Below are 25,007 nucleotides of genomic sequence, written 5' to 3' on the forward strand. Positions count from 1 at the left end.
CGGGCAGCGCGCGCTCGCCCATCGCGGCCGAGGCCCGAGTCAGGCGGTGCCGCGCGTGCCGGCGGGCTCGGCGACGGTGGGTCCGAAGGCGGCGGGAAGCGTCGCCTTCGACAGGTCGCGCAGCTCGGCGAGCGGAAGCGTGAAGAGGTCCTGCACTTCGAGGGCGGGCTCGCCGTCGACGGGAGCGTCGGTCACGCCGATGCGCAGCACGGGATAGCCGCGCCCCTCGCAGAGCCCCCGGAACTTCACGTCGTCCTCGCGCGGGACGCTGACGATGACGCGGCCCGTGGACTCCGAGAACAGGGCGGTCGCGGCATCCACTCCATCCCGCTCCATGATCTCGGTGAGCCAGACCCGCGCGCCGACGCCGAAGCGCATGGTGGCCTCGGTGAGGGCCTGTGCGAGACCGCCCGACGACAGGTCGTGAGCGCTCGAGACGAGGGACTGGAGGGATGCCGCGTGCAGCAGCTCCGCGAGACGCTTCTCGGCGTCGAGGTCGACCGCGGGCGGGCGGCCGCCGAGGTGCCCGTGCACCGTGCCCGCCCATGCCGAGCCGCTGAGCTCGGTGGCCGTGACGCCGAGGAGGTAGATGTTCTCGCCCTCGTCCTGCCAGCCCGAGGGGATTCGCCGGGCGACGTCGTCGATGATGCCGAGGACGCCGACGACGGGCGTCGGGAAGATCGGCACATCGCCGGTCTGGTTGTAGAACGAGACGTTGCCGCCCGTGACCGGGACGCCGAGCTCGAGGCATCCGTCGGCGAGGCCGTCGACCGCCTGCGAGAACTGCCACATGACCTCGGGGTTCTCGGGCGAGCCGAAGTTCAGGCAGTCCGTCACGGCCGTGGGCACCGCGCCGGTCACGGCGACGTTGCGGTACGCCTCCGCGAGGGCGAGCTTGGCGCCCTGGTACGGGTCGAGCTGGCAGAAGCGGCCGTTGCAGTCGGTGGCGATCGCGAAGCCGAGGCCGGAGTTCTCGTCGACGCGCACCATGCCGGCGTCGTCGGGGAACGACAGGGCCGTGTTGCCCATGACGTAGCGGTCGTACTGGTTGGTGATCCAGTCGGTGTCGGCGAGGTTGGGGCTCGCGACGAGCTGCGTGAACTGGGCGCGGAGGGTCTCGGGGTCGGTGGACCGCGGGAGGGCCGAGGCGGAGTCGTCGCGGAGGGCATCGATCCACGTCGGGTAGGCGACGGGGCGCTCGTAGACCGGGCCGTCGACCGCGACGGTCGAGGGGTCGACGTCGACGATCTGCTCGCCGTGCCAGAAGATCTGGAGTCGCCCGTCACCGGTGACCTCGCCGAGCACGGAGGTCTCGACATCCCACTTCTTCGTCACGGCGAGGAAGGCGTCGAGCTTCTCGGGCGCGACGATGGCCATCATGCGCTCCTGGCTCTCGCTCATGAGGATCTCCTCCGGCGTGAGCGAGGGGTCGCGCAGCAGCACCTTCTCGAGGTCGACGCGCATGCCCGATCCGCCGTTCGCGGCGAGCTCGGAGGTCGCGCACGAGATGCCGGCGGCGCCGAGGTCCTGGATGGCCTCGACGAGCTCGCCCTTGTAGAGCTCGAGGCAGCACTCGATGAGCACCTTCTCGGCGAAGGGGTCGCCCACCTGGACGGCGGGGCGCTTGGTGGGCCCGCCCTCCGAGAAGGTGTCGGAGGCGAGGATGGATGCTCCGCCGATGCCGTCGCCGCCGGTGCGGGCGCCGAAGAGCACGACCTGGTTGCCGGCGCCCGAGGCGTTGGCGAGCTTGAGGTCTTCGTGGCGCAGCACGCCCACCGCGAGGGCGTTGACGAGGGGGTTGCCCTGGTAGACGGAGTCGAAGACCGTCTCGCCGCCGATGTTGGGAAGGCCGAGGCAGTTGCCGTAGAACGAGATCCCGCTGACGACGCCGTGCACGACGCGGGCGGTGTCGGGGTCGTCGATGGCGCCGAAGCGCAGCTGGTCCATGACGGCGACGGGACGCGCGCCCATCGAGATGATGTCGCGGACGATGCCGCCGACGCCCGTCGCGGCGCCCTGGAACGGCTCGATGTAGCTCGGGTGGTTGTGCGACTCGACCTTGAAGGTCACGGCCCAGCCCTCGCCGATGTCGACGACGCCGGCATTCTGGCCCATGCCGACCATGAGCCGTTCCTTCATCTGCTCGGAGACCTTCTCCCCGAAGGTGCGGAGGTAGATCTTCGACGACTTGTACGAGCAGTGCTCCGACCACATGACGGAGTACATCGCGAGCTCGCCCGAGGTGGGCCGGCGTCCCAGGATGCTCTTGATCTGCTGGTACTCGTCTGGCTTGAGACCGAGCGCCGCGTACGGCTGCTCCTTCTCGGGCGTCGCCTCGGCGTGCGAGACGGTGTCGGCGACGGGACGGACGGATGCCTCGGCCGATGCCGAAGAAGCGGGGGTGGTCACGCGGCTGAACTCCTGGATCGAGGGTGCCGGACGCCGTCCAGTCTACTTGGGGCGGGGGTGCAGTCCGCGTCGCTCCGCGGAGCGGAGGTTCTCACGGGAAGGGAGGGCCGACACGCCGCCCCGGCGACCTCTCTTCCGGTGGGAACCTCCGCCCGGCGGAGGTCGCTCTTGACGGGACGGATGCCGGGGGCTAACGTGCAACCAAATGGTTGTACATACGGAGCTCGAAGACGATGAGATCGACCGGATCTTCCACGCGCTCGCCGCGGCGACGCGCCGAGACATCCTGCGTCGCACGATCGAGCGGGAGCAGTCGGTGTCGATGCTCGCGCGCGACTACGACATGTCGTTCGCCGCGGTGCAGAAGCACGTCGCGGTACTCGAGGCGGCAGGCCTCGTCGTCAAGCGCGCCGAGGGCCGCGAGCGGCTGGTGCGGGCGGATCCGCACATGATCGCCCGCGCCCGTGCCCTGCTCGACCGCTTCGAGGCGATGTGGCGCGCCCGCGTCGACCGCCTCGACGCGCTGCTCGCCGAAGACGACACCCACTCCACCACCTCTGACGAAGGAGACTGACATGCCTGTCACCGACGTGACGACCGACCACGAAGCGCTCACCATGACCCTCACGGCCGAGTTCGCGGCATCCGTCGACCGCCTCTGGAAGGCGTTCACCGATCCCGCGCAGCTCGAGCGGTTCTGGGGCCCTCCGGGCTGGCCCGCGACGTTCCCGCGCTTCGACTTCGCCGTCGGAGGCCGCGCCGACTACTACATGACGAGCCCCCGCGGCGAGAAGGCCGGCGGCTCGTGGGAGTTCCTCGAGATCGACGAGCCCCGGGCCTTCGCGGTGCTCGACTCCTTCGTCGACGCCGGCGGCGCGCCCGCGGACGGGCTGCCGACGATGCGGGTCGTCTTCGCGTTCGAGCCGACCGCGGCGGGCTCGAAGCTGATCAACACGACCTACTTCACCTCGGCGGAGGCGCTGGAGCAGGTCGTCGCGATGGGCGCCGTCGAGGGCTCGACGATGGCCTTCAACCAGCTCGACCGCGTGCTGGCGGGCCTGCGCGAGTACTCGGCGGGCAAGGGCACGCAGACCGAGATCCTCGATGACACCCACGTGCGCATCACGCGGCTGGTCGAGGGGCCGCGCCACCTCGTCTGGCGCGCGCATCAGGAGCCCGAGCTCATGCGGCAGTGGCTCCTCGGCCCCGACGGCTGGCGCATGTCGGTGTGCGAGATCGACCCCGCCGTCGGCGGACGGTACCGCTACGAGTGGGAGCCCCTCGAGGGCATGCCGGGCGAGAAGTTCGGGTTCGACGGCGAGACGCTGCTGTGGGAGGCTCCCCGGCGCGCCGTGACGACCGAGCACATGACCGGCACCGACTTCCCCTCGACGCTCAACGATCTGACCCTCGACGAGGAGGACGGCGCGACGCTCATCACGCTCGTCATCGAGTACCCCGACAAGGAGACCCGCGACATGGTCCTCGCGACGGGCATGACCGACGGCATGGAGGCCAGCTACGGCCGCCTCGAGGGTGTTCTCGAGCGCGTCGGCTGACGGAGGAGAAGGTGACGGATGCCTCGGGCCGAGGCATCCGTCACTCCGCCCGAGGTGCGGCGCGGCCGCGATGCGGCGGGCGCAGGTGGGCGTGGGACCGTCGCCCCTAGGCTGACGCCATGGATTTCTCGCTCGAGCTCACGCCCGACCTGATCGCCGTCTTCCTCACGCTCTTCGTCCTCGAGGTGGTCCTGGGCGTCGACAACGTCATCTTCATCTCGATCCTCGCCTCGAAGCTGCCCGTCGAGCAGCAGGCGCGGGCCCGCAACCTCGGCCTCACCCTCGCGATGCTCATCCGCGTCGTGCTCGTCTTCCTGGCGGGCTGGATCATCACCCTCACCGAGCCGGTGCTGACCCTCTGGGGCATCGACTTCTCGTGGAAGGACTTCATCCTCATCGCGGGCGGGCTCTTCCTCGTCTACAAGGCCGTCACCGAGATCCACCACAAGCTCGAGGGCGCCGAGGAGGAACACGGCTCCTCCGGCGGCGGCAACGGCATCACTTTCGGCGCGGTCATCGCGCAGATCCTCCTGCTCGACATCGTCTTCTCGCTCGACTCGGTCATCACGGCGGTGGGGATGACCTCGAACATGATCGTGATCATCACCGTCGTCGTGCTGTCGTTCGGCATCATGCTCTTCGCGTCGCGCTTCATCTTCGCGTTCGTCAACAAGCACCCCACGGTGAAGATGCTCGCGCTGTCGTTCCTCCTGCTCATCGGCGTCTTCCTCATCGCCGAGGGCTTCCACTTCAAGATCGACAAGGCCTTCATCTACGGGCCGATGGTCTTCGCGGCGTTCGTCGAGGCGCTCAACCTCGCGTACTCGTCGCGCAAGGCCAAGCGCGAGCAGCGCACGCGCCGGCCTGTGCAGCTGCGGCCGCAGTATCCCGGCATCGACGAGTCGGTCGCCGTGACCGCGGCCCTGTCGGACGACCCCGCCGCCGGCGCGGTCGGCCTCTCGCGCAAGCCGGTCGAGGGCGGCGGCCCGCACCTCGACCGCGGCGGGCTCGGCTGACGGGTCGGCCGGGTGGGCTCTGGGCAGGGGCCCGCGTCCGGCCGCCCTCGGGCTGGTGCCCTCTCCCCGAGCGCCACACTTTCCTGCGAGCGCTACGTCGCGCGACGGCGCGCTCGCAGGATTGTGTAGCAGTCGAGAACGGATGCCGCGGCCCCCGCCCCACGGATCACCGGCCGGGACGGGGGCGAGTCGTGGGCAATCCAGCCGCGACGAGGATGTCGTACAGCCGCCGGGGCTCGGCCAGGGCGGGCACCCGCCATCGCGAGAAGGCGCGCACCTGGCGTCGGAGCTCGTCCTCGCGATCCTTCTCCTCGAGGACGACCTGCTCCGGCGTCCGCCCCCGGAGAAGCGCGGGGTCGCGGTACTTGCCGGCGCCGTCGAACTCGCCGATGTGGCGGTGATCCCGCCAGAAGAAGTCGGTCCACGCCTCGCGCCCCGCCGAGAGGACGAACCTGGCCTGCAGCTCGGGCGGAGGAAAGCCCATCAGCGAGATCAGCACACGGCTCTGCGATTCGCGCACACTGTCCGAGAGCGGGGTCGCGAACTGCGCGGCGCGCAAGGCTCGCGCGGAGCCGCGCCCGCTTCGATCGGAGGCCTCGACGAGAAGGTCGTCGAGGGTCACGAGCGGCGTCGGCTCACGACGGCGCCAGAGCGCCTGATCCGCGACGGCCACGCCCTCGGGCAACCGCAGCATCGAGATCAGGTCGACCGCCGTCTGCAGCGGCGTCGTGGCGGCGTGCTCGCCCCACACCACCGTCGACACGTCACGACTTGTGGCGTGCCGCCGGACGGCGCCGGTCGATCGGCCACCGCTGGAGGCGGGAACGGCGACGTCGACGGTCGCCGGCCATCGGCCGAGGATGTCGATGCCGAGCAGCGCCGCCGCGGCGAAGTGCGAGAACACCTGGCCGGGACGCAGTCGTGCGGATGCCTCCCACACGACCTGCGCGTGTCGTTCGAGTGGCCGCAGGCGCCTCCATTCGGCCCCGTCCGCGTACGCGCCCGGCGCGATGCGCACGACATCGCCGGCTTGCAGCCGGGCGCGCAGCCGCCGATCGTTGACCGGCTCGCCGTCGTTCTCGCGGCGGCGGAAGACGGTGGAAAGCGGAGGATGCTCGAGCCACGACATCGCTCAACCCTCGCGCTCAGGCCGGTCGCGGCATCCGTCGTCGCTTCGTCCGGTGCACAACACGCCGCCCGCCGCCCCTGGGGAGGAGCCGCGCGCCGAGGGCGACAGTTTGCGGCGAGCGCGGCGTCGTGCGACGTAGCGCTCGCAGGTTTGTGTGGCGCTCGCGGGGTGGGGTCAACCCGGGCGACTGAGGTGGAGCCGGAGGCGGGTGTCGGGCCGAGGGGCTCGGGCGCGGTCGAGGTCGGGCGAGGGCGACAGTTTGCGGCGAGCGCGGCGTCGTGCGACGTAGCGCTCGCAGGTTTGTGTCGCGCTCGCGGGGGCGCGGCGGAGGGCGGTCGCGCTCGCGGGGGCGTGGCGGAGGACGGGCGCGCTCGCGGTCGCGGGGCCGGGACGGGGCGGGGGTCAGCCCGGGTCGGGCGCCGGGGCGAGGACGAGGCGATAGCCCATGCCGGACTCGGTTACCAGGTGCACCGGCCGGGCGGGGTCGGGCTCGAGCTTCTTGCGCAGCTGCGACATGTACAGCCGCAGATAGCCCGTGTCGGCGACCTGGTCGGTGCCCCAGATGTCTTTGAGGAGGCTCTGGCGCGTCACGAGAGAGCCGGGGTTGCGGGCGAGGAACTCGAGCATCCGCCACTCGGTGGGCGTGAGGTGCACGCGGGCTCCGGCGCGCGTCACCGTCTTGGCCGCGAGGTCGATCGTGACGTCGGCGAAAGAGACGACGGGCTCTCCGCCGGTGGTTCCGGCCCGTCGCGACAGGGCGCGCAGCCGGGCGAGCAGCTCGTCGATCTGGAACGGCTTCGTGACGTAGTCGTCGGCCCCCGCGTCGAGCGCCTCGACCTTGTCGGCCGAGCCGGTGCGGCCGGACACGACGATGATCGGCACGCTCGTCCAGCCCCGGAGGCCCTGGATCACCGCGACGCCGTCGAGGCGCGGCATCCCGAGATCCAGCAGCACGATATCGGGGTGCGTCTGGGCCGCCAGCCCGATCGCCGCGGCACCGTCGGGCGCAGCGACGACCTCGTATCCGTGCGCGCCGAGCGTGATGCGCAGGGCCCGGACGAGCTGCGGGTCGTCGTCGGCGATGAGGATCCTCACGAGGCGGCCTCCGGTGAGGGGACGGGGAATGCGGATGCCTCGGCGACGGGCAGCTCGACGACCATCGTGAGCCCGCCGCCCGGCGTGTCTTCCGGGGTCAGGGTCGCGCCCATGCCCTCGGCGAATCCGCGCGAGAGGGCGAGACCGAGGCCGAGGCCCGTCGTGTTGTCGGTGTCGCCCAGGCGCTGGAACGGCGAGAAGATGTCGTCCTGGCGCTCGGGGGAGACGCCCGTGCCGTGGTCGACGACCCGGATCTGCGCGCGGTCGCCGAGGCGGCTCGTCGAGAGGCGCACGCGCGTGCCGGGGGCCGTGTAGCGCACGGCGTTCGCCAGGACGTTGACCACGACGCGCTGCAGCAGCACCGGGTCGGCGCGCAGCGGGGGAAGGTCGGGGTCGAGGGCGAGCTCGACGGCGTCGGGGCCGAGGGCGAGCTCGTCGACGGCGGCGAGGATGGTGCCGGCGGAATCGACCGGCGAGAGCGACACGGCCAGCACCCCCGCCTGGACGCGGCTGACGTCGAGCAGGTCGGTGACGAGCGCCGACAGCGTCGCGAGCGACTCGTCGGCCGTCGCGAGGAGCTCCTCGCGATCGGCCGCGCTCAGCCCCGGGCCGGCGGCGCGCAGGCCCCCGATCGCGGCGACGGCGGCGGCGAGGGGCCGGCGGAGGTCGTGGCTCACCGCGGAGAGCAGCGCCGTCCGCACCTGGTCGGTCTCGGCGAGCAGGCCGGCCTCGCGCGCGGTCTCGGTGAGGGCGGAGTGCTCGAGCGCGGCGCCGAGCTGAGCGACGGTGACGTCGAGGAGGCGGCGGGCGGAGGCATCCGGTTCCGCTCCGTGCAGCTCGAGGAACGCCGTCGGGTCGGCGGGATCGCCCACGGGGAGCCGGGTCATGCGCTCGTCGGGGACGGGCTCGCCGTCGGTCGCGAGCACGGCGCCGTCGGCGGCGACGAGGCGGACGCCCGTCATGCCGAACGCTTCGCGCGCGCGGCTGACGAGCGCGGGGATCGCGCTCTCGCCGCGCAGCACGCTGCCGGCGACGGTCGCGAGCAGCTCCGACTCGGCCGCCGCCCGCTGGGCCACCCGCGTACGGCGCGCGGCCTGGTCGACGACCCAGCTCACGAGGATCGCGATGACGATGTAGAGCACGAGCGACAGCGCGTGGTCGGGGTCGGCGATCGTGACGGTGAAGAGGGGGTCGATGAAGAGGTAGTCGAGCGTCAGGCCCGACAGCACGGCGGCGAAGAGCGCGGGCCAGATGCCCCCGACGAGGGCGACAACGACGACGAGCAGCTGGTACGCGAGCACGTCGGCGGTGATGGAGTCGCTGTTCGAGGTCGCGTAGAGGAGCCACGACAGGAGCGGGCCGCCCACGAGCGCGACGGCGAAGCCGAGGAGGCGGCGCTTGAGGCTGAGCGCGCCGCCCGTCACGCGCGGCAGGTGCAGCCCGCGGGCTGCGGCGGCGTGCGTGACGATGTGCACGTCGATGTCGCCCGACTCCCGCACGACGGTCGCGCCGATCCCCGCACCCGTGAGGAGGGCGGCGAGCCGCCCGCGCCGGCTCGCTCCGATGACGAGCTGCGTCGCGTTGACCGACCGGGCGAACTCGACGAGCGCGCGCGGCACGTCGTCGCCGACGACCTGGTGGTAGGTACCGCCGAGCGACTCGACGAGCAGCCGCTGCTGTGCGAGCGCTCCGGGCGTCGCCGAACGCAGGCCGTCCTGGCTCGAGACGTGCACGGCGAGCACCTCGCCGCCGGCTGAGCGGGCGGCGATCCGCGCACCCCGGCGGAGGAGCGTCTCGCCCTCGGGCCCGCCCGTGAGCGCGACGACGACGCGCTCGCGCGCCTGCCACGTGCCCGTGATGCCGTGCTCGGCGCGGTAGAGCTTGAGGGCGCTGTCGACCTCGTCGGCGAGCCAGAGGAGCGCGAGCTCACGCAGGGCGGTGAGGTTGCCCAGGCGGAAGTAGTTCGACAGCGCGGCGTCGATCCGCTCGGCGGGATAGACCAGACCGGCCGAGAGCCGGTCGCGCAGCGACGGCGGGGCGAGATCGACGACCTCGACCTGATCGGCGCCTCGGACCACGGCATCCGGAACCGTCTCGCGCTGCGCGACCCCCGTGATCTGCTCGACGACGTCGCCGAGCGATTCGATGTGCTGCACGTTGACGGTCGTGATGACGTCGATGCCGTCGTCGAGGAGCTCCTGCACGTCCTGCCAGCGCTTGGCGTGCCGCGACCCCGGGGCGTTGGTGTGCGCGAGCTCGTCGACGAGGGCGATCTCGGGATGCCGCTCCTTGACCGCCTCGACGTCGAGCTCGCTGAGCTCGACATCGCGGTGCCGCACGGTCCGTCGCGCGACGACCGGCAGCCCCTCGATGAGCGCGGCCGTCGCGGCGCGGCCGTGCGTCTCGACGAGGCCGATCACGACATCGCGCCCGTCGGCGCGGAGCCGGCGACCCTCCTGGAGCATCTCGTACGTCTTGCCGACGCCGGGAGCGGCGCCCAGCAGCACGCGAAGACGCCCCCGCTTCATGCCTTCACCTTAGATCCGCTCATCGGCCCGCCGCATCGAGGGCGAGATCGAGCTCGAGCACGTCGACCCGCGGCTCCCCGAGGAATCCGAGATCGCGCTGCTGCGTGTGCTGCGCGACGAGCTCGCGGACGAGGGAGGGACGGATGCCTCGTGCCGCCGCGATCCTCGGCACCTGCAGGAGCGCGTACTCCGGGCTGATGCGGGCCGAGAGAAATGCCGACCGCCACAGAAACCTGCGAGGGCTACGGAGATCTGTGGCGCGCTCGCAGATTCATGTAGCGCTCGTGTATCCCGGGGTCGATCCGGGGCGGACGTCAGGCCCGGCCGAGCGCGTCCTCGAAGGCGACCCACGCGAGCATCGCGCACTTGACGCGCGCGGTGTACTTCGAGACGCCGCTCAGGGCCGCGGCATCCGAGTACACCTCCTCGTCGAGCGCGATCGTGCCGCGTGAGCGGAGCGCCTCGCGGAATCCGTCGACGAGGGCGGATGCCTCGGCACGCGGCATCCCCTCGTCCTCCGCGATGAGCGATGCCAGCATCGACGCCGACGACTGCGAGATGGCGCACCCCGCGCCCTCCCACGTGACGTCGCGCACGACGTCGCCCTCGAGCCGGACGCGGAGGGTGATGTCGTCGCCGCAGACGGGGTTGCGCTGGTGCGAGGTCGCCGAGGCGAAGCCCTCGGTCTCCTCGGCGAGGCCGTAGCCGAAGCGGCGCTTGGAGTGGTCGAGGATGACGTCCTGGTAGAGCGCGTCGAGCCCGCTCATCGGCCGGCTCCGAAGTACGCGCGGACGCCCGAGACGGCGTCGAGGAACTCATCGATGTCGGCCACGGTCGTGTAGACCGACGCCGAGGCGCGCACCGACGCGGTGAGCCCGAGGCGGCGGTGCAGCGGCTGCGCGCAGTGGTGTCCGACCCGCACCGCGATGCCTCGCGCGTCGAGGAATTGCCCCACGTCGTGCGCGTGCACGCCGTCGACGTCGAAGGCCGCGAGGGCGACGCGGTCGATGCCCTCGGGTGCGTCGCCGAGGAGACGGATGCCGGGGACCGACCGCAGCCCGTCACGCAGCCGCCGCTCGAGCAGCGTTTCATGCGCCTGCACGGCGTCCATGCCCAGGGCGTCGAGGTAGCGGACCGCGGCGGCGAGGCCGATCGCCTGCGAGACGGGCTGGGTGCCCGCCTCGAAGCGCTGCGGCGGCGGGAGGTACTCGGCCTCGTCGAGGGTCACCGTCGTGATCATGGAGCCGCCCGTGAGGAACGGCGGCAGGGCCTCGAGCACGTCGGCCCGGCCGTAGAACCCGCCGATGGCGTTCGGCCCGAGCATCTTGTGCCCCGAGAAGACGGCGAGGTCGACGTCGAGGGCGGGGAGGTCGAGGGGGAGGTGCGGCGCGGACTGGCACGCGTCGAGCACCGTGAGGGCGCCCGCGGCCTTCGCGAGCGCGACGAGCTCGGCGACGGGGTTGACGATGCCGAGGACGTTCGACACGTGGGGGAAGGCGACGAGGCGGGTGCGTTCGCCGATGACCGCGGCAGCGGCTTCGAGATCGATCGTCCCGTCGTCGTGGACCGTGATGTGCCGCAGCCTCGCTCCGGTGCGCGCGGCGAGCTCCTGCCACGGGATGAGGTTGGCGTGGTGCTCGGACTCGGTGACGACGAGCTCGTCGCCTGCGGCCAGCGCGAAGCGCCGCGCCGCTTCTCCGCCGCGGCCGAGGCTCGCGTTGCCGATGGCGTAGGCGACGAGGTTGAGGCCCGCCGTCGCGCCGCTCGTCCAGACGAGCTGTTCGGGGGCGGCGTGGACGAATCCGGCGACGGCGGCGCGGGCATCTTCGAAGAGCTCGGTCGCCTCGGCGGCGAGGGTGTGCGCGCCGCGGTGCACGGCGGAGTTCGCCGACGTGAGGAACGACACCTCGGCGTCGATGACGGACTGCGGCCGCTGGGCCGTCGCGGCCGAGTCGAGATAGACCAGCGGGCTGTCGCCGACCCGCGTCGCGAGGATCGGGAAGTCGCCGCGGAGCGTCTCGGGGTCGAGCGTCGCGGAGCGAGGGGGTGCCGTTGTCACCCTTCCAGGCTACGCGGCACGCCGCCGGGGCGGGCCCGGCCGTTCGTCGGCGGCCCGGGACGGCCGCGGCATCCGTCTACAGGTCGTCGGGTCTCTCGAGACTCGAGCGCTCGACGACCGGCACTTTCTCGATCGCCGGGTCGAACGGCCGCCCGGCGCGCTCCTGGCCCGGCAGCGGACGCGAGCGGCGGCCGTAGATGAGCTCCGACGAGTCGAGCAGCCACGGCACGAGCGTGATCGTCACGCCGTGGACGAGCATGAGCTGCTGCCCGATGCGGCTCGCACGGCGGTTGTGCAGGAGCGACTCCCACCAGTGGCCCACGATGTACTGCGGCAGGTAGACGGTGACGACGGTCGAGCCGTGTTTCGCCCGGTACTGCTTGATGAACTCGGCGATGGGCCCCGCGTAGGTGCGGAACGGCGACTCGATGATGACGAGCGGGATCGGCATGCGATGGTGCTCCCACTCCTCCTGCAGCGACTTCGCCTCCTCCTTCGTCACGGCGACGTGGATCGCGAGCGTCTTGTCGTGCTTGGCCGCGAGCGCGTAGTCGATCGCCTTCGCCACAGGCTTCTGCAGACGGTTGACGAGGATGAGCGCGACGTCGCCCGCCGATCCGAAGTGCACGTTGTCGGTCATCTCGATCTCGTGCTCGACGTCGCGGTAGTACCGGTTCACGCCGATCATGAGCGTCGCGAGGATCGGGATCGCGAGGAAGACGAGGTAGGCGCCGTGCGTGAACTTCGTGATCGTGACGATCACGAGCACGAAGACGGTCATCGTCGCCCCGAGGGTGTTGATGATGAGGCCCTTCACGGCGCTCGCGCGCTCTGCGGCGGCCTTGGGATCGCGCTGGGCCTCGACGCGCGTGGTCTCGCGCAGCATCCGTCTCCAGTGCCGCACCATTCCGATCTGCCCGAGCGAGAACGAGACGAAGACGCCGATGATGTAGAGCTGGATGAGGGTCGTGAGGTTGGCCTGGTAGACGACGATGACGCCCATCGCCACGATGCCCAGGATGATCATGCCGTTGGAGTACACGAGGCGGTCGCCGCGGGTGTTGAGCGCCTTCGGGGCGTAGCCGTCGCGGGCGAGCACCGATCCGAGCAGCGGGAAGCCGTTGAAGGCCGTGTTCGCCGCGAGGAGCAGGACGAGCGCCGTGGCCGCCTGGATGACGTAGAACGGGATCGAGCCCATGCCGAACGTCGCGGCGGCCACCTGCGCCATGAGGCTCGGCTGCACGAGCGCGGTGCAGTCGAAGCCGACGAGGTTGCACGGGTTCTCGGCGTAATGGACGCCCGAGATCAGCGCGAGCGCCGTGAGCCCCGCGAAGAGCAGGATCGCGATGCCGCCCATGAGACTCAGCGTCGTCTGGGCGTTGCGGACCTTCGGGCGACGGAAGGCCGGCACGCCGTTGGAGACCGCCTCGACGCCGGTGAGGGCGGAACAGCCGCTGGAGAACGCGCGCAGCACGAGAAGGATGACGGCGGCCTGTGTCAGGTCTTCGGCCTGCACGGCGTACTGCGCGCTGGAGGCGACGGGCGGATTGCCGATCGCCGTCTCGAAGAGGCCGACGACGATCATGACGCCGACGGAGGCGATGAAGACGTAGGTCGGGATGGCGAAGACGAGCGACGCCTCGCGCACGCCGCGGAGGTTGACGACGACGATGAGGATCACGCAGGCCACGGCGAGCTCGACGCGCACCCCGTTGAGGAACGGCAGGGCAGAGATGATGTTGTCGACACCCGACGACACCGACACCGCGACCGTCAGGACGTAGTCGACGAGGAGCGCCGAGGCGACGACGACACCGGGCACCTCGCCGAGGTTCTTGCGCGCCACCTCGTAGTCGCCGCCGCCCGAGGGATAGGCCTTGATGAGCTGGCGATAGCTCACGACGACGACGATCAGCAGCACCACGACGGCCAGCGCGATCCACGGGCTGAACGCGAGGAAGGCGAGGCCTCCGGTGAGCAGGATCATGAGGAGTTCCTGCGGGGCATACGCCACCGACGACAGCGCGTCCGACGCGAAGATCGGCAGCGCCATCTTCTTCGGCAGGAGATGTTCGTCGGCCGCGGCCGACGACAGCGGGTCGCCGAGGAGGATGCGTTTCGCGATGGGCGACTCCGCCGAGCCGGGCTCGCGACTATCGTTCGTCACGGCGGGCGATGTTACTCGTATGGAAACCGCGAGGCCGCATCGGGACGGCCATCCTTACGTTTTCCTTACGCCTCGGGTCGGTCGGATCCGGAGGCGGAGAGGAACTCCCGCGCCGCGACGACGAGGGCGTCGACGCCGCGCTCGATGGTCGGGTGCAGCACCGGCGCGAAGAAGGGCGAGTGATTGGTCGGGATGTCGCGCTCGAGGGTTCCCGCAGCGGATGCCTCGGCGTAGGCGGCGGGGTCGACACCGCCCCAGAACCAGTACACGAGGGGCGCCCCCGTCTCGCGCGCGAACCACGAGACGTCTTCACTGCCGGTGAACATGCCCGGGTCCACGACGGTGCCCTGGCCGAACGCGCCGTCGAAGGCGGCCGTGAGGCGCTCGGTCGCCGCCACGTCGTTGATCGTCGGCGGGAGCGTGTGGTCGGTCGTGATGAGGGGTTCCTGTTCGGCTCCGGATGCCGCGGCCTCGGCGCGCACGATGCGCTCGACCTTCTCCAGCACGCGGGCACGGGCCTCGTCGTCGGGGTAGCGCAGGCTCAGCTCCAGCTTCGCCTCAGCCGGGATGATGTTGTTCTTGAGGCCCGCGTGGATCGAGCCGACCGTGACGACGGCGACGTCGCGCGGGTCGACCTCCCGTGACACGACGGTCTGCAGGCGCATGACGGTCGCCGCCGCCATGACGACGGGGTCGATCGTGGAGTGCGGGCGCGAACCGTGGCCGCCGCGACCGTAGAGGAGGACGGTGAGGCCGTCGGAGGCGGCCATCTGCGTGCCCGAGCGCACGCCGATCGTGCCGGCCGGAAGCGGGGTGAGGTGCTGGCCGAGCACGATGTCGGGCCGGGGGAAGCGGTCGAGCACGCCGTCGGCGATCATGGCCTGCGCTCCCGCGCCGTACTCCTCGGCGGGCTGGAAGACGGCGACGACGGTTCCCGACCATTCGTCCTTCGTCTGCGTGAGGCGCTCGAGGGCGCCGAGGAGGCACGTGACGTGCATGTCGTGGCCGCACGCGTGCATGACGGGAACGTCGGTGCCGGAGGGGTCGACGCCACGGGCGGTCGAGGCGTAGGCGAGGCCCGTGCGCTCCTCGACGGGGAGCCCGTCCATGTCGGCGCGCAGCCAGATCACGGGGCCGTCGCCGTTGCGGATGACGGTGGCGACTCCCGTCCTGCCCACGCCCTCCTCGAACTCGAGCCCGAGCTCGGTCAGACGCTGAGTGACGATCCCCGCCGTGCGGGTCTCCTGGAACGAGAGCTCGGGATGCCGGTGCAGGTCGATGTACAGGGCTTCGAGATCGATCGTCATGACCCCGAGCCTAACCCGCGCCCCCGACGGCGCTCCGGGTCGGTGCGCCGGTCAGGACTGCGGGCGGCTCGTCGACCCGCGCACGATGAGCTCGAACGGCAGGTCGGAGCGCTCGGCGCGCCCGCCGGGCGCCTCGAGTTCCCCGAGGATCGCGTCTGCCGCGCGCTCGCCCTGGCCGAGCGGGAACTGGTCGACCGTGGTGAGGCGGAAGAACTCGCCGAGCTCGTGGCCGTCGATGCCGATGACCGAGAGGTCTTCCGGCACGCGGTAGCCGAGCTCGCGCGCGGCCAGGAGCGCGCCGATCGCCATCTCGTCCGAGGCGGCGAAGATCGCCGTCGGATGGGCGCCCGGGCGTCCGAGGATCTGCTTGGCGGCGCGGAACCCGCCTTCGATGGTGAAGTCGGCGGGCTCGTAGAGCTCCGGACGCGTCGGGAGCCCCGCATCCGCCATCGCCTGCGCGAAGCCCTGGCGGCGCTGGGTCGGGATGTGGAAGTCGACGTCGAACTCGGGACTCGCGCCGATGTGCGCGATCGCGTGGTGCCCGAGTGCGATGAGGTGGTCGGTGGCCAGCCGCGCGACGGTGAGGTCGTCGACCGTCAGGGTCGCGAGCTTGGCGTTGGGTCCGCCGATCGCGATGACCGGCAGGCCCAGTTCGAGCAGGAGGTCGGTCTCCTCCTCGCCGAGCTCGATCGAGATGGCGATGACGCCGTCGATCCGCTGGCGGCGCAGGAACGTCTCGAAGATCTCGCGCCGCTGCGAGCGGTCGGCGGTCAGGGTGTAGAGCGTGATGTCGTACCCCCGGCGCTGCAGGGCCGTCGCGATGCCGCTCAGCACCGTGCTGAAGAACCAACGGTCGAGGAACGGCACGAGCACGCCGATGTTGCGCGTGCGGCCCGACGCGAGGCTCGACGCCGAGGCCGAGACGACGTAGCCGAGGCTCTTGGCCGCCGCCTCGACGCGGGCGCGAGTGGGGTCCGACACGTGTCCGCGCCCGCTCAGCGCGCGCGAGACCGTCGCCGTCGACACGCCCGCTGCGCGAGCGACCTCGTCGATGCTGACCACGCCGTCACCCCTCTCTGCCCTGCCGTCTCGAGCCAGGCTGCCTTGCCGCTTCGCGGCCCGGCGCCTCGCCGTCCTCGGCTCGGGCTCCCCATGCCGACTGCGCCGGCGGCGGTGCGGGGCGGCGTACCGCCCCGCACCTTCGCCGTCAGTCGTCGGCGAGCCAGACGGCGGTGTCGGCCGGGATCGTGGCCTGACCGAGCGGGCCGCTCGCCGCGATCACGATACCGTCCGGGAGCGCCACGGGTGTGTCGCCGGTGTTCGCGACGACCGTCACATTCCCGTTGCGGAATGCCAGCACCTGGTCTTCGAAGCCGTCGAGCCACTCGAGCGACCCTTCGCCGAGGTGGCGCGCACGGCGGGCCGCGAGCAGCGATCTGTACAGCGAGAGGGTGGATGCCTCGTCCCCCGCCTGCACGTCACGTGCGAGGGTTGCCCACTCCGCCGGCTGCGGAAGCCACGACGCGCCCGTCGGGCTGAAGCCGTACGCGGGATCGTCCGACGACCACGGGATGGGGACGCGGCATCCGTCACGGCCGTAGCGCTCGCCGCCGGTGCGGAACCATGTCGGGTCCTGGCGCGCATCGTCGTCGAGGTCGATGACCTCGGGAAGGCCGAGCTCCTCGCCCTGGAAGAGGTAGGCCGAGCCCGGAAGGCCCAGCATGACGGTCGTCGCGGCGCGGGCGCGGCGCAGGCCCACGTCGGGGATCGGCTTGCCGACCGAGTCGGGTCCGATGCCGTGTCCCTGCGGGTTCTCCGCCGTGAGCGCGAGGCGCGAGGCGTGGCGCACGACGTCGTGGTTCGAGAGCACCCACGTGCTCGGGGCGCCGACGGCGCCGTAGGCACGCAGCGACTCGGCGATCACGGCGCGGAGGGCCGCGGCATCCCATCCCGTCTCGAGGTAGGCGAAGTTGAAGGCCTGGTGCATCTCGTCGGGACGCACCCACAGCGCCGTCTGGTCGGGCGTGGGCAGCCACGCCTCGGCGCAGAGGGCGCGGTCGCCGTCGTACTCGGCGAGCACCTCGTGCCAGTCGCGGTAGATCTCGTGCACGCCGTCCTGGCCCCAGTACGGCACGTCGGCCTCGTCGCCGCCCATCGAGCCGCCCTCGGGGTGCGGCGCGTAGTCGGGGAGGCCTTCGGCCTTGATGAGTCCGTGCGCGACGTCGACGCGGAACCCGTCGACGCCCCGGTCGAGCCAGAAGCGCAGGATGCGGCGGAACTCCTCGCGCACCTCGGGGTTCGACCAGTCGAAGTCGGGCTGCGAGGAGTCGAAGAGGTGCAGGTACCACTGGCCGAGCGTGCCGTCGGCCTCGATGACGCGCGTCCACGCGGGGCCGCCGAAGACGGACTCCCAGTTGTTCGGCGGCACGTCGCCGTCGAGGCCCTTGCCGTCGCGGAAGAGGTAGCGCGCGCGCTCGCGGCTGCCGGGACCGGCGGCCAGCGCCTCCTGGAACCACTCGTGCTGGTCGGAGGAGTGGTTGGGGACGAGGTCGACGATGATGCGGATGCCGCGGTCGTGGGCCTGCGCGAGCATTCTGTCGAAGTCGGCGAGCGTGCCGAAGAGCGGGTCGACGTCGCAGTAGTCGGCGACGTCGTAGCCGGCGTCCTTCTGGGGGGAGCGCTGGAAGGGGCTGAGCCACAGGGCGTCGACGCCGAGGGTCTTCAGGTCGTCGAGGCGCGACGTGATGCCGGGGAGGTCTCCGATGCCGTCGCCGGAGCTGTCGGAGAACGAGCGCGGATAGATCTGGTAGATCACGGCGGTGCGCCACCACTCGGCGCCGGGAACGGCCGTGTGCGCGTCAGCGAGATCGATTTCGGGCGAAGTCATGCAGAACAGGGTACTGCAAGCGCTTACATCGTTTGCCGGGAGTGGGTGATGAGTGCGCCGAGTAGCGTGGTGCGGTGACTTCATCCCCCGAGCTCGCGCACGCCGAGTCGCTCATCCGGACGATCCCCGACTATCCGGAGCCGGGAGTGCTGTTCCGCGACATCACGCCTCTGCTGGCGGATGCCGCGGCCCTCCGCGCCTGCATCGACGCCATGATCGAGCCCTTCGCGGGCGAGTTCGAGGTCGTCGCGGGGATCGAGGCCCGCGGCTTCATCCTCGCCGGCGCCGTCGCCATCGCGGCCGGCGTGGGCCTCGCCCCGATCCGCAAGGCGGGCAAGCTGCCCCGGCCCGCGGCATCCGTCTCCTACTCCCTCGAGTACGGCGAGGCGACGATCGAGGCCCACGACGACATCCGCGACGGCATGCGGGTGCTGCTCGTGGACGACGTGCTCGCGACCGGCGGAACGCTCGTGGCCGCCCATTCCCTCGTCTCCCAGCTGGGCGGGACGGTCGTCGGCACGAGCGTGCTCATGGAGCTCGACGCCCTCGGCGGCCGCGAGGTCGTGGGCGACGTGCACTCGCTCTTCCACGCCTGACCCACCCCCACCATCCACCCCGCGACCCCCTGTGGGACGGGAGGGGCTCACGGGAAGGGAGGATGGACACGCCGCGTTCCGGACCTCCCATCCGGTGAGAACCTCCCCTCCGCGCGCGGAGTTCCCCACCCCGCGGGCGGGTGGCGGGGACAGCCTCCCGCGTCAGTACCCGTTGGCGGCGCGCCAGACCCGGTCGCGCGAGAACGGCTGTTCGAACACCCGCGTGCCGAGGGCCCGTGAGATGGCGTTTCCGATCGCGGGGGCGACGGGGTTGTACGGGGATTCGCTCATCGACTTCGCCCCGAAGGGTCCCAGGGCATCCGACGTCGTCGCGAAGTACACCTCCGTGTCGGGCACGTCGGCCATCTGCGGCACGCGGTACAGCCGGAAGACGGGGTTCTGCACGTGGCCGTCCTCGACGAAGACCTCCTCGTAGAGCGCGCTGCCGATCCCTTGCGCGGCGCCTCCTTCGACCTGCCCGCGGCACTGCGCGGGGTTCATGACGAACCCGGCGTCGGCGGCCTGCACCGACTGCAGCACCCGCACCGTGCCGGTCTCGGGGTCGACCGCGACGCGGGACGCGTGCACGTTGAAGGCCAGCGACCGGAGATCGCCGAACTCCCGCCCGTCGGCGACGAGCCCCTCCGCCGAGCGCTCCGCCTCGGGCGCGGCGTCGACGACCTGCGCGAAGCCGACCGTTCCGGCCGGTGTGCGGACGCCCTCGCTCGTCAGGTCGCAGTCGTCGGGGTCGGCGTCCGCGAGATCCGCGGCGATCCGCAGCATCCGTGACCGGAGCGTCGTGCAGGCCGCGTGCAGCGCTTTGCCTGCCACCGTGATCCCGGCGGACGCGAAGGCCCCCGTGTCGTGGCGGACGGCATCGGTGTCGGCGTTCCGAAGCACAAGACGGTCGAAGGATGCCTCGAGCACCGTCGCGGCGATCTGCCGGTGCACGGTGGTCGTGCCGTTGCCGAACTCCGCCGTGCCGACCGCGAGGGCGAAGGTGCCGTCGGGCCGGAGGGTCGCCGTCGTCTGCGAGATATGACCGCCGGGGGCCATGGTCGACAGCATCCCGAGGGCCATGCCCTCCCCGACGAGCCAGCCGGGTGGCGCCTGCACGCCGTTGCCGCGCGCGAGCGCCGACTCGGCGAGGTCGAGGCACTGGTCGAGGCCGTAGCTGCCCCACACGAGGTCGCCCTCGTAATCGTCGTCGGTCTCGTGCAGCCGATCCCCCTCCTGCACGACGTTGCGCCGCCGCAGCGCGAAGGGGTCCATCCCCAGGCGGTCGGCGAGCATGTCCATCGCCGACTCGATGCCGAGGATCACCTGGCCGAGCCCGTAGCCGCGGAAGGCGCCCGACGGCACGTTGTTCGTGTAGACGACCTCGGCGTCGACGCGCTTGATCGGGCAGCGGTAGACGGCGATCGACTCCGCGCAGGAGTGCATCAGCACGCCGATCGCGTGATTGCCGTAGGCGCCCGTGTCGCTCAGCACGTCGACCTTCATCGCCGTGAGGGTGCCGTCGCCGGTCGCGCCGAGCGAGACCGAGACCCGCATGGGATGACGCAGCGATGCGCGGCGGAACTGGTCGGTGCGCGAGAACTCGTACGCCACGGGCCGGCCCGTGCGCAGCACCGCGAGGGCGACGAGGTCTTCCGTGAAGATCTCCTGCTTGCTGCCGAACCCGCCGCCGACGCGCGCGGCGAAGACCCGCACGCGGTCGCGCGGCAGGTCGAAGAGCCGCGCGAGCTCGTCGCGTGTCAGGAACGGCACCTGGGTGCTCGAACGGATGACGAGCCGTCCGTCATCGTCGAGCCAGCCGATCGAGCCGTGCGTCTCGAGCTGCGCGTGTGAGACGCGCTGCGTCTGCCACGTGCCGCTCACCGTGACCTCGCTCGCGGCGAGGGCCGCCTCGACGTCGCCGCCGAAGCCGTCGTGAAGAGCGGCGACGACGTTGCGCGACGCCTCTGCGACGCGGTCGTCGGGAGTGAGGCCCGGGTGCACGAGGGGTGCACCCGCGCTCCGTGCCTCGTCGGGATCGAAGACGGCGGGGAGCACCTCGTACTCGACGCGGATGCGGCGAAGCCCCTCCTCCGCGGCGGCCGTCGTCTCGGCCACGACCGCCGCGACCCGCTGGCCCACGTGGCGGACGACGTCGTCGAGGAGCCGGAGGTCGTCGGGGTCGTCTTCGCGATGCTCGTGCCGGGCGCTGGAGTACCGCCGCGCCGGCACGTCTTCGTGGGTGAAGACCGCGACGACGCCGGCCACCGCCTGGGCCTCCGACGTGTCGATCCGCGTGATGCGCGCGTGCGGATGCGGCGACCCGAGCACCCGCAGCACGAGGGTGCCGGGCACCGCGGTGTCGAACGTGAAGGGCTCGAGCCCCTGCACGACGCCCCGGGCGGGTTCCGGAGTGACCGAGCGCCCCACTCGCTGATCGGATGCCTCGTCCCGGCCGCTCCCGGTCTCGCGCACGGGGCCGAGCACCGCCGCGGTGATCGCTTCGCGGATCGGCCGGTAGCCCGTGCAGCGGCAGAGGCTGCCCTTCATGCGGCGGTCGAGGTCGGGGAGGTCGTCGGCCGTCAGCGTCGAGGCCGTGACCGCCATGCCGGGCGTGCAGAAGCCGCACTGGAAGCCGAAGTGCTCGATGAGCGCCTCTTGCACCGGGTGGAGCTCGTCGCCGGGGGCGAGGCCGCTCGCCGTCGTGATCTGCGAGCCGTCGACCCGCGGCGCCGGGATGAGGCACGAGTGCACGGGTGCGCCGTCCAGGCTCACGGCGCACGCGCCGCAGTCCCCCGCGTCGCAGCCCTTCTTGACCTCGTGATGACCCTGCTCGCGCAGCAGCGTGCGCAGGCACTGCCCCGGCCGCGCCTCGGCCTCGACGGTCTCGCCGTTGATCTCGAACCTCATGCCGCCAGCTCCCTGCGAAGGCGCTCGGCGAGCACGCCCGAGACGGCACGCCGCCAGTCGGCCGCGCCGAGCGGATCGGTGTAGTAGCCCCGCGCCGACGCGACGTCCGCGGCGAGACGGTCCGCCGTGGGCAGTGCGTCGTACCGCAGCACGGCGGGGGTGAGGGTCGCCGCGGTCACGCCGAAGACCGACGAGCCGTCCTCGTCGACGCGGGCCGTCACGACCGCCCCCGACCGTCCGTGCTCGGCGAGGGCGATCTTCGCGAGCCGCGCGCGCGACCTCAGGGCCCGGGCCGGCAGCTCGATGGCGCGGACGACCTCGCCGCGGACGAGGTCGTTCGTCGCGTTCCCCGTCATGAGGTCGGCGACGCCGACGCGGCGTTCGCCGCCGTCCGGCGTCCACACGACCGCGATGCCGTCGAGTCCCGCGGCGAGGGCCACCATGGCCGCCGCCGAGAAGGACTGGCAGATGTTGCCGCCGACGGTCGCGGTGTTCCAGATCTTGAAGGATGCGAGGAGCGCGTTCGCCGCGTCGGGCACGATTCGAAGCGCCGTCCAGTCGGCGGGTGGGGCCGAGGCATCCGCCGCCCGTCCCTGTGCCCATGCGACGAAGTGCGCGATGGTGCACGTGGCGCCGATGCGGAGGCCCTCCGGCGAGACCTCGAGGGCCGGCCACCCGAGGGTCGTGAGGTCGACGAAGCCGGTCGTATCCGGCTGCGGCTCGCTCATGAGCCACGTCCCGCCGGCGAGGAAGGTCTCGCCCGGCGCCAGCGCGAGGTCGGCGCGCGTGCGGGCGCGGCGGAAGCTCGTGACGGTGTCGATGTCCATGGGGTCCCCCGCTACGCCCGCGCCGCGAGTGCTCGTGAGGCCGCGGCCACCTCTTCGGCGATGACGGGCTCCTCCGCCGTCACCAGCTCGCCCTCGGCGACGACCGACCTCCCGCCGACGAACAGGCGATGCAGCGGCGGCAGGGCGCCGAGCCCCAGCGCGGCCACGGGATCGAGGATGCCGGCGTGCTCGACGCCGTCGACGCGCCAGACGGCGATGTCGGCGAGCTTTCCCGCTTCGAGCGAGCCGATCTCGGCGTCACGGCCGAGGACGCGGGCCCCGCCCACCGTCGCCGCCCGCAGCCCGTCGCGCACGCTGAAGGAATCGGCGCCGGTGCGCAAGCGGTTCATGAGCACGGCCTGGCGGATCTCGACGCCGAGCTGACCCGATTCGTTCGAGGCCGCGCCGTCGACGCCGAGCCCGACGGGGACCCCCGCCTGCAGCAGATCGTGCACGGGCGCGATGCCCGCCGCCAGTCTCCCGTTGGACGAGGGGCAGTGCGCGACGCCGGTGCCGGTCGCGGCGTAGCGCGAGATCGCCGGCGCATCCAGGTGCACTCCGTGCGCCATCCACACGTCCTCGCCCAGCCAGCCGAGGTCCTCCAGGTACTGCGTGGGGGTCTTGCCGAAGTGCTCGGCGCAGTAGGCGTCCTCCTCGACCGTCTCGGAGGCGTGGGTGTGCAGCCGCACGCCGAGCGACCGCGCGAGCACGGCGGCCTCGCGGAGGAGGTCGGCCGTCACCGAGAAGGGCGAGCACGGCGCGACGGCGACATGCACGAGCGAGCCGAACGACGGGTCGTGCCAGCGCTCCACCGCCTCCTGCGAGGCCGTGAGCGCGGCATCCGTCGTCTCCACCGCGAAATCCGGGGGAAGGCCGCCCTGCGAGGCACCCAGGTCCATCGAGCCGCGCGTGGCGTGCAGGCGCACCCCCACGCGCGCCGCCGACTCGACGATCGCGCCGACGATGTCGCCCGAGCCCCTCGGGAAGATGTAGTGGTGGTCGCCGACGGTCGTGCAGCCCGAACGGGCCAGCACGGCCATGGCGCCGGCGGCGCCCGCGCGGGTGAGGTCGGCGTCGATCTGCGACCACAGCGGGTACAGCGCCGTGAGCCAGTCGAAGAGGATCGCGTCCTGCGCGTAGCCGCGCGTCAGCCACTGATACAGGTGATGGTGGGTGTTGACGAGGCCCGGCGTGACGAGGCATCCGTTCGCGGCGACGATGTCGGCGCCCTCCCGCAGCGGGGCGGGGGCCGTCCCCTCGCCGACCGCCGCGATCAGGCCGTCGTCGACGACGACATAGCCCTCCCGGTGCTCGGTCCCCGCGGCGTCGACGGTCGACACGTAGCCGCCCTCGATGATCGTGCGCGTCATCCCCAGAACCTCTCGTGTACTCCGACCGCCTCATCCCCGAGGCCTGTCACGTCGACCGGACTTCCGCCGGGGGCGCACAGCTGACGGGGACGGATGCCTCGTCCCGCCGGTGCAGCGGCCCGGAGCCCTCGCGCAGCGGGGCGCCCGACCCGCCGTGCCGCGACGCGACGATCTCGGCGAGGACGGAGAGGGCGCACTCCTCGGGCGTGCCGCCGCCGAGGTCGAGGCCGAGGGGCGAGTGGAGCCGCGCGAGGGTCACGTCGTCGAGGCCGCGCTCGCGGAGCAGGTTCAGGCGGTGCGCGACGGTCGACCGGGCTCCCATGGCGCCGACGAAGCCGACGGGGAGCGCGAGGGCCGTCGCGATAGCGGGCACGTCGACGCGTTCGTCGTGCGTGAGCACGCAGACCGCCGTGCGCGCGTCGAGCCCCTCGGGATCGAGCGAGGCGAGCCACTCGTGCGGCGTCGCGGCGACGACGTCGTCGGCGGTGGGGAAGCGCTCCGCGGTGACCAGGAGCGGCCACACGTCGCAGACCGACACGCGCCACCCCGCGGCGGCGGCGATGCGGCACAGGGCCGCGGCGTGCTCGCCGGCCCCGACGACGATGAGCCGCGGGCGGGGCGCCGCCGAAAGGACGAGGAGCGGCTGCTCGCCGGGGAGAAGACGGCTCTCGCGCGCGAGGACGCACGCGCCGAGGGGTGTCGAGGCGTCCGGTCTGCCGGCGACGCGCGCGACGGTGCCGTCGAGGCCGACCGTGACGGTGACGGCGCGGTCGGCGGCCGCGTCTTCGAGGGCGGAGAGGGCCGCGGCATCCGTCGGCTCGATCCGGTACGCCAGCACCTCGACCGAACCGCCGCACGCGAGCCCCGCTGCGTGCGCGGTCTCGTCGGTGAAGCCGAAGCTCGCGGTGCGCGTTCGGCCCGTCGCGAGGACGGCGAGGGCGAGGGCCACCGATTCGCCCTCGACGCAGCCTCCCGAGATCGACCCGATGACGGCGCCGTCGCGCGTGACCGCCATCGACGCGCCGACGCCGCGCGGCGCGCTCCGGGCGACTCTCATGACCGTCACGACCGCCACCGCTTCACCGCCTCGCAGCACCGGGAGGAGGTCGCGGGTCAATTCGAGCATGGCGTCACCCTAACGGCGCGGGGAA

At 72.0% G+C, this 25,007-nt stretch carries 19 protein-coding genes; 4 read left to right on the forward strand and 15 right to left on the reverse strand.

Translation table 11 applies throughout. The features are described 5' to 3' along the window. Window positions 1-39 precede the first annotated feature (39 nt). A complete protein-coding gene (gene purL / locus ACSBPH_RS10970) occupies window positions 40-2,409 on the reverse strand; it encodes a phosphoribosylformylglycinamidine synthase subunit PurL (RefSeq protein ID WP_442574373.1) in 2,370 nt (789 codons plus the stop codon). A gap of 205 nt (window positions 2,410-2,614) precedes the next feature. On the opposite strand from purL, the gene ACSBPH_RS10975 reads away from it, so the two are divergent. From ACSBPH_RS10975 to ACSBPH_RS10985, 3 genes are all read left to right on the forward strand, one after another. Further along, a complete protein-coding gene (locus ACSBPH_RS10975; RefSeq protein ID WP_442574374.1) occupies window positions 2,615-2,983 on the forward strand; it encodes an ArsR/SmtB family transcription factor in 369 nt (122 codons plus the stop codon). Window position 2,984: 1 nt separating this feature from the next. Beyond that, the gene (locus ACSBPH_RS10980) at window positions 2,985-3,968 is read left to right on the forward strand and encodes an SRPBCC family protein (RefSeq protein WP_442574375.1); all 984 of its coding nucleotides are present in this window, start codon (window positions 2,985-2,987) and stop codon (window positions 3,966-3,968) included. 119 nt (window positions 3,969-4,087) lie between these two features. Further along, window positions 4,088-4,984 carry a TerC family protein gene (locus ACSBPH_RS10985; protein WP_442574376.1) on the forward strand — a complete coding sequence of 299 codons (897 nt, stop codon included), beginning with the start codon at window positions 4,088-4,090 and terminating at the stop codon, window positions 4,982-4,984. Window positions 4,985-5,150: 166 nt separating this feature from the next. Here the strand turns inward: ACSBPH_RS10985 and ACSBPH_RS10990 are convergent, their stop codons facing one another. From ACSBPH_RS10990 to ACSBPH_RS11035, 10 genes are all read right to left on the reverse strand, one after another. Beyond that, entirely contained in the window at window positions 5,151-6,113 is a 963-nt protein-coding gene (locus tag ACSBPH_RS10990) for a hypothetical protein (protein WP_442574377.1), read from the reverse strand. A gap of 402 nt (window positions 6,114-6,515) precedes the next feature. Beyond that, entirely contained in the window at window positions 6,516-7,208 is a 693-nt protein-coding gene (locus tag ACSBPH_RS10995) for a response regulator (RefSeq protein ID WP_442574378.1), read from the reverse strand. After that, entirely contained in the window at window positions 7,205-9,736 is a 2,532-nt protein-coding gene (locus ACSBPH_RS11000; RefSeq protein ID WP_442574379.1) for a DUF4118 domain-containing protein, read from the reverse strand. The genes ACSBPH_RS10995 and ACSBPH_RS11000 overlap by 4 nt, the downstream gene beginning before the upstream one ends. 19 nt (window positions 9,737-9,755) lie before the next feature. Continuing rightward, window positions 9,756-9,908, reverse strand: a complete 153-nt coding sequence (locus ACSBPH_RS11005) for a potassium-transporting ATPase subunit C (RefSeq protein ID WP_442574380.1) — start codon at window positions 9,906-9,908, stop codon at window positions 9,756-9,758. A gap of 142 nt (window positions 9,909-10,050) precedes the next feature. Continuing rightward, window positions 10,051-10,503, reverse strand: coding sequence for a Fe-S cluster assembly sulfur transfer protein SufU (gene sufU / locus ACSBPH_RS11010; protein ID WP_442574381.1), 453 nt, complete (start codon window positions 10,501-10,503; stop codon window positions 10,051-10,053). Next, window positions 10,500-11,795, reverse strand: a complete 1,296-nt coding sequence (locus ACSBPH_RS11015; protein ID WP_442574382.1) for a SufS family cysteine desulfurase — start codon at window positions 11,793-11,795, stop codon at window positions 10,500-10,502. The genes sufU and ACSBPH_RS11015 overlap by 4 nt, the downstream gene beginning before the upstream one ends. A 76-nt stretch (window positions 11,796-11,871) precedes the next feature. Continuing rightward, window positions 11,872-13,848, reverse strand: coding sequence for an APC family permease (locus tag ACSBPH_RS11020; protein ID WP_442577293.1), 1,977 nt, complete (start codon window positions 13,846-13,848; stop codon window positions 11,872-11,874). 179 nt (window positions 13,849-14,027) lie between these two features. Beyond that, window positions 14,028-15,269, reverse strand: a complete 1,242-nt coding sequence (locus ACSBPH_RS11025; RefSeq protein ID WP_442574383.1) for an amidohydrolase — start codon at window positions 15,267-15,269, stop codon at window positions 14,028-14,030. 51 nt (window positions 15,270-15,320) lie between these two features. Then, entirely contained in the window at window positions 15,321-16,331 is a 1,011-nt protein-coding gene (locus tag ACSBPH_RS11030) for a LacI family DNA-binding transcriptional regulator (protein WP_442574384.1), read from the reverse strand. Between the two features lie 145 nt (window positions 16,332-16,476). Next, entirely contained in the window at window positions 16,477-18,156 is a 1,680-nt protein-coding gene (locus tag ACSBPH_RS11035; protein ID WP_442574385.1) for a glycoside hydrolase family 13 protein, read from the reverse strand. A gap of 74 nt (window positions 18,157-18,230) precedes the next feature. Between ACSBPH_RS11035 and ACSBPH_RS11040 the strand changes: the two genes are divergently transcribed. After that, window positions 18,231-18,752 (forward strand): adenine phosphoribosyltransferase, encoded by a 522-nt coding sequence (locus tag ACSBPH_RS11040; protein ID WP_442574386.1) that lies wholly within the window; start codon window positions 18,231-18,233, stop codon window positions 18,750-18,752. A gap of 162 nt (window positions 18,753-18,914) precedes the next feature. Here ACSBPH_RS11040 and ACSBPH_RS11045 read toward each other — a convergent pair whose 3' ends face one another. From ACSBPH_RS11045 to ACSBPH_RS11060, 4 genes are read right to left on the reverse strand one after another with little or no spacing between them, the layout of a single operon-like run. After that, window positions 18,915-21,659: a molybdopterin-dependent oxidoreductase gene (locus ACSBPH_RS11045; protein ID WP_442574387.1), complete on the reverse strand. Its 2,745-nt coding sequence runs from the start codon at window positions 21,657-21,659 to the stop codon at window positions 18,915-18,917. Then, a complete protein-coding gene (locus ACSBPH_RS11050) occupies window positions 21,656-22,486 on the reverse strand; it encodes an FAD binding domain-containing protein (protein WP_442574388.1) in 831 nt (276 codons plus the stop codon). The genes ACSBPH_RS11045 and ACSBPH_RS11050 overlap by 4 nt, the downstream gene beginning before the upstream one ends. Before the next feature lie 11 nt (window positions 22,487-22,497). After that, complete coding sequence (locus ACSBPH_RS11055; RefSeq protein ID WP_442574389.1) at window positions 22,498-23,856, reverse strand: 8-oxoguanine deaminase; 1,359 nt, start codon at window positions 23,854-23,856, stop codon at window positions 22,498-22,500. Between the two features lie 46 nt (window positions 23,857-23,902). Continuing rightward, window positions 23,903-24,982: an XdhC family protein gene (locus tag ACSBPH_RS11060; RefSeq protein WP_442574390.1), complete on the reverse strand. Its 1,080-nt coding sequence runs from the start codon at window positions 24,980-24,982 to the stop codon at window positions 23,903-23,905. Window positions 24,983-25,007: the final 25 nt, after the last annotated feature.

Origin of the sequence: Microbacterium sp. F51-2R (assembly GCF_052180235.1) — a bacterium.
In the GTDB taxonomy this organism is placed as follows: Bacteria; Actinomycetota; Actinomycetes; order Actinomycetales; family Microbacteriaceae; genus Microbacterium.

Excerpts from the sequence above, each read along its gene's own strand:
- ACSBPH_RS10975 (WP_442574374.1), top strand. The coding sequence starts at position 2,615 with ATGGTTGTACATACGGAGCTCGAAGACGATGAGATCGACCGGATCTTC.
- ACSBPH_RS10980 (WP_442574375.1), top strand. The coding sequence starts at position 2,985 with ATGCCTGTCACCGACGTGACGACCGACCACGAAGCGCTCACCATGACC.
- ACSBPH_RS10985 (WP_442574376.1), top strand. The coding sequence starts at position 4,088 with ATGGATTTCTCGCTCGAGCTCACGCCCGACCTGATCGCCGTCTTCCTC.
- ACSBPH_RS10990 (WP_442574377.1), bottom strand. The coding sequence starts at position 6,113 with ATGTCGTGGCTCGAGCATCCTCCGCTTTCCACCGTCTTCCGCCGCCGC.
- ACSBPH_RS11000 (WP_442574379.1), bottom strand. The coding sequence starts at position 9,736 with ATGAAGCGGGGGCGTCTTCGCGTGCTGCTGGGCGCCGCTCCCGGCGTC.
- sufU (WP_442574381.1), bottom strand. The coding sequence starts at position 10,503 with ATGAGCGGGCTCGACGCGCTCTACCAGGACGTCATCCTCGACCACTCC.
- ACSBPH_RS11020 (WP_442577293.1), bottom strand. The coding sequence starts at position 13,848 with ATGGCGCTGCCGATCTTCGCGTCGGACGCGCTGTCGTCGGTGGCGTAT.
- ACSBPH_RS11025 (WP_442574383.1), bottom strand. The coding sequence starts at position 15,269 with ATGACGATCGATCTCGAAGCCCTGTACATCGACCTGCACCGGCATCCC.
- ACSBPH_RS11035 (WP_442574385.1), bottom strand. The coding sequence starts at position 18,156 with ATGACTTCGCCCGAAATCGATCTCGCTGACGCGCACACGGCCGTTCCC.
- ACSBPH_RS11045 (WP_442574387.1), bottom strand. The coding sequence starts at position 21,659 with ATGAGGTTCGAGATCAACGGCGAGACCGTCGAGGCCGAGGCGCGGCCG.
- ACSBPH_RS11050 (WP_442574388.1), bottom strand. The coding sequence starts at position 22,486 with ATGGACATCGACACCGTCACGAGCTTCCGCCGCGCCCGCACGCGCGCC.
- ACSBPH_RS11055 (WP_442574389.1), bottom strand. The coding sequence starts at position 23,856 with ATGACGCGCACGATCATCGAGGGCGGCTACGTGTCGACCGTCGACGCC.
- ACSBPH_RS11060 (WP_442574390.1), bottom strand. The coding sequence starts at position 24,982 with ATGCTCGAATTGACCCGCGACCTCCTCCCGGTGCTGCGAGGCGGTGAA.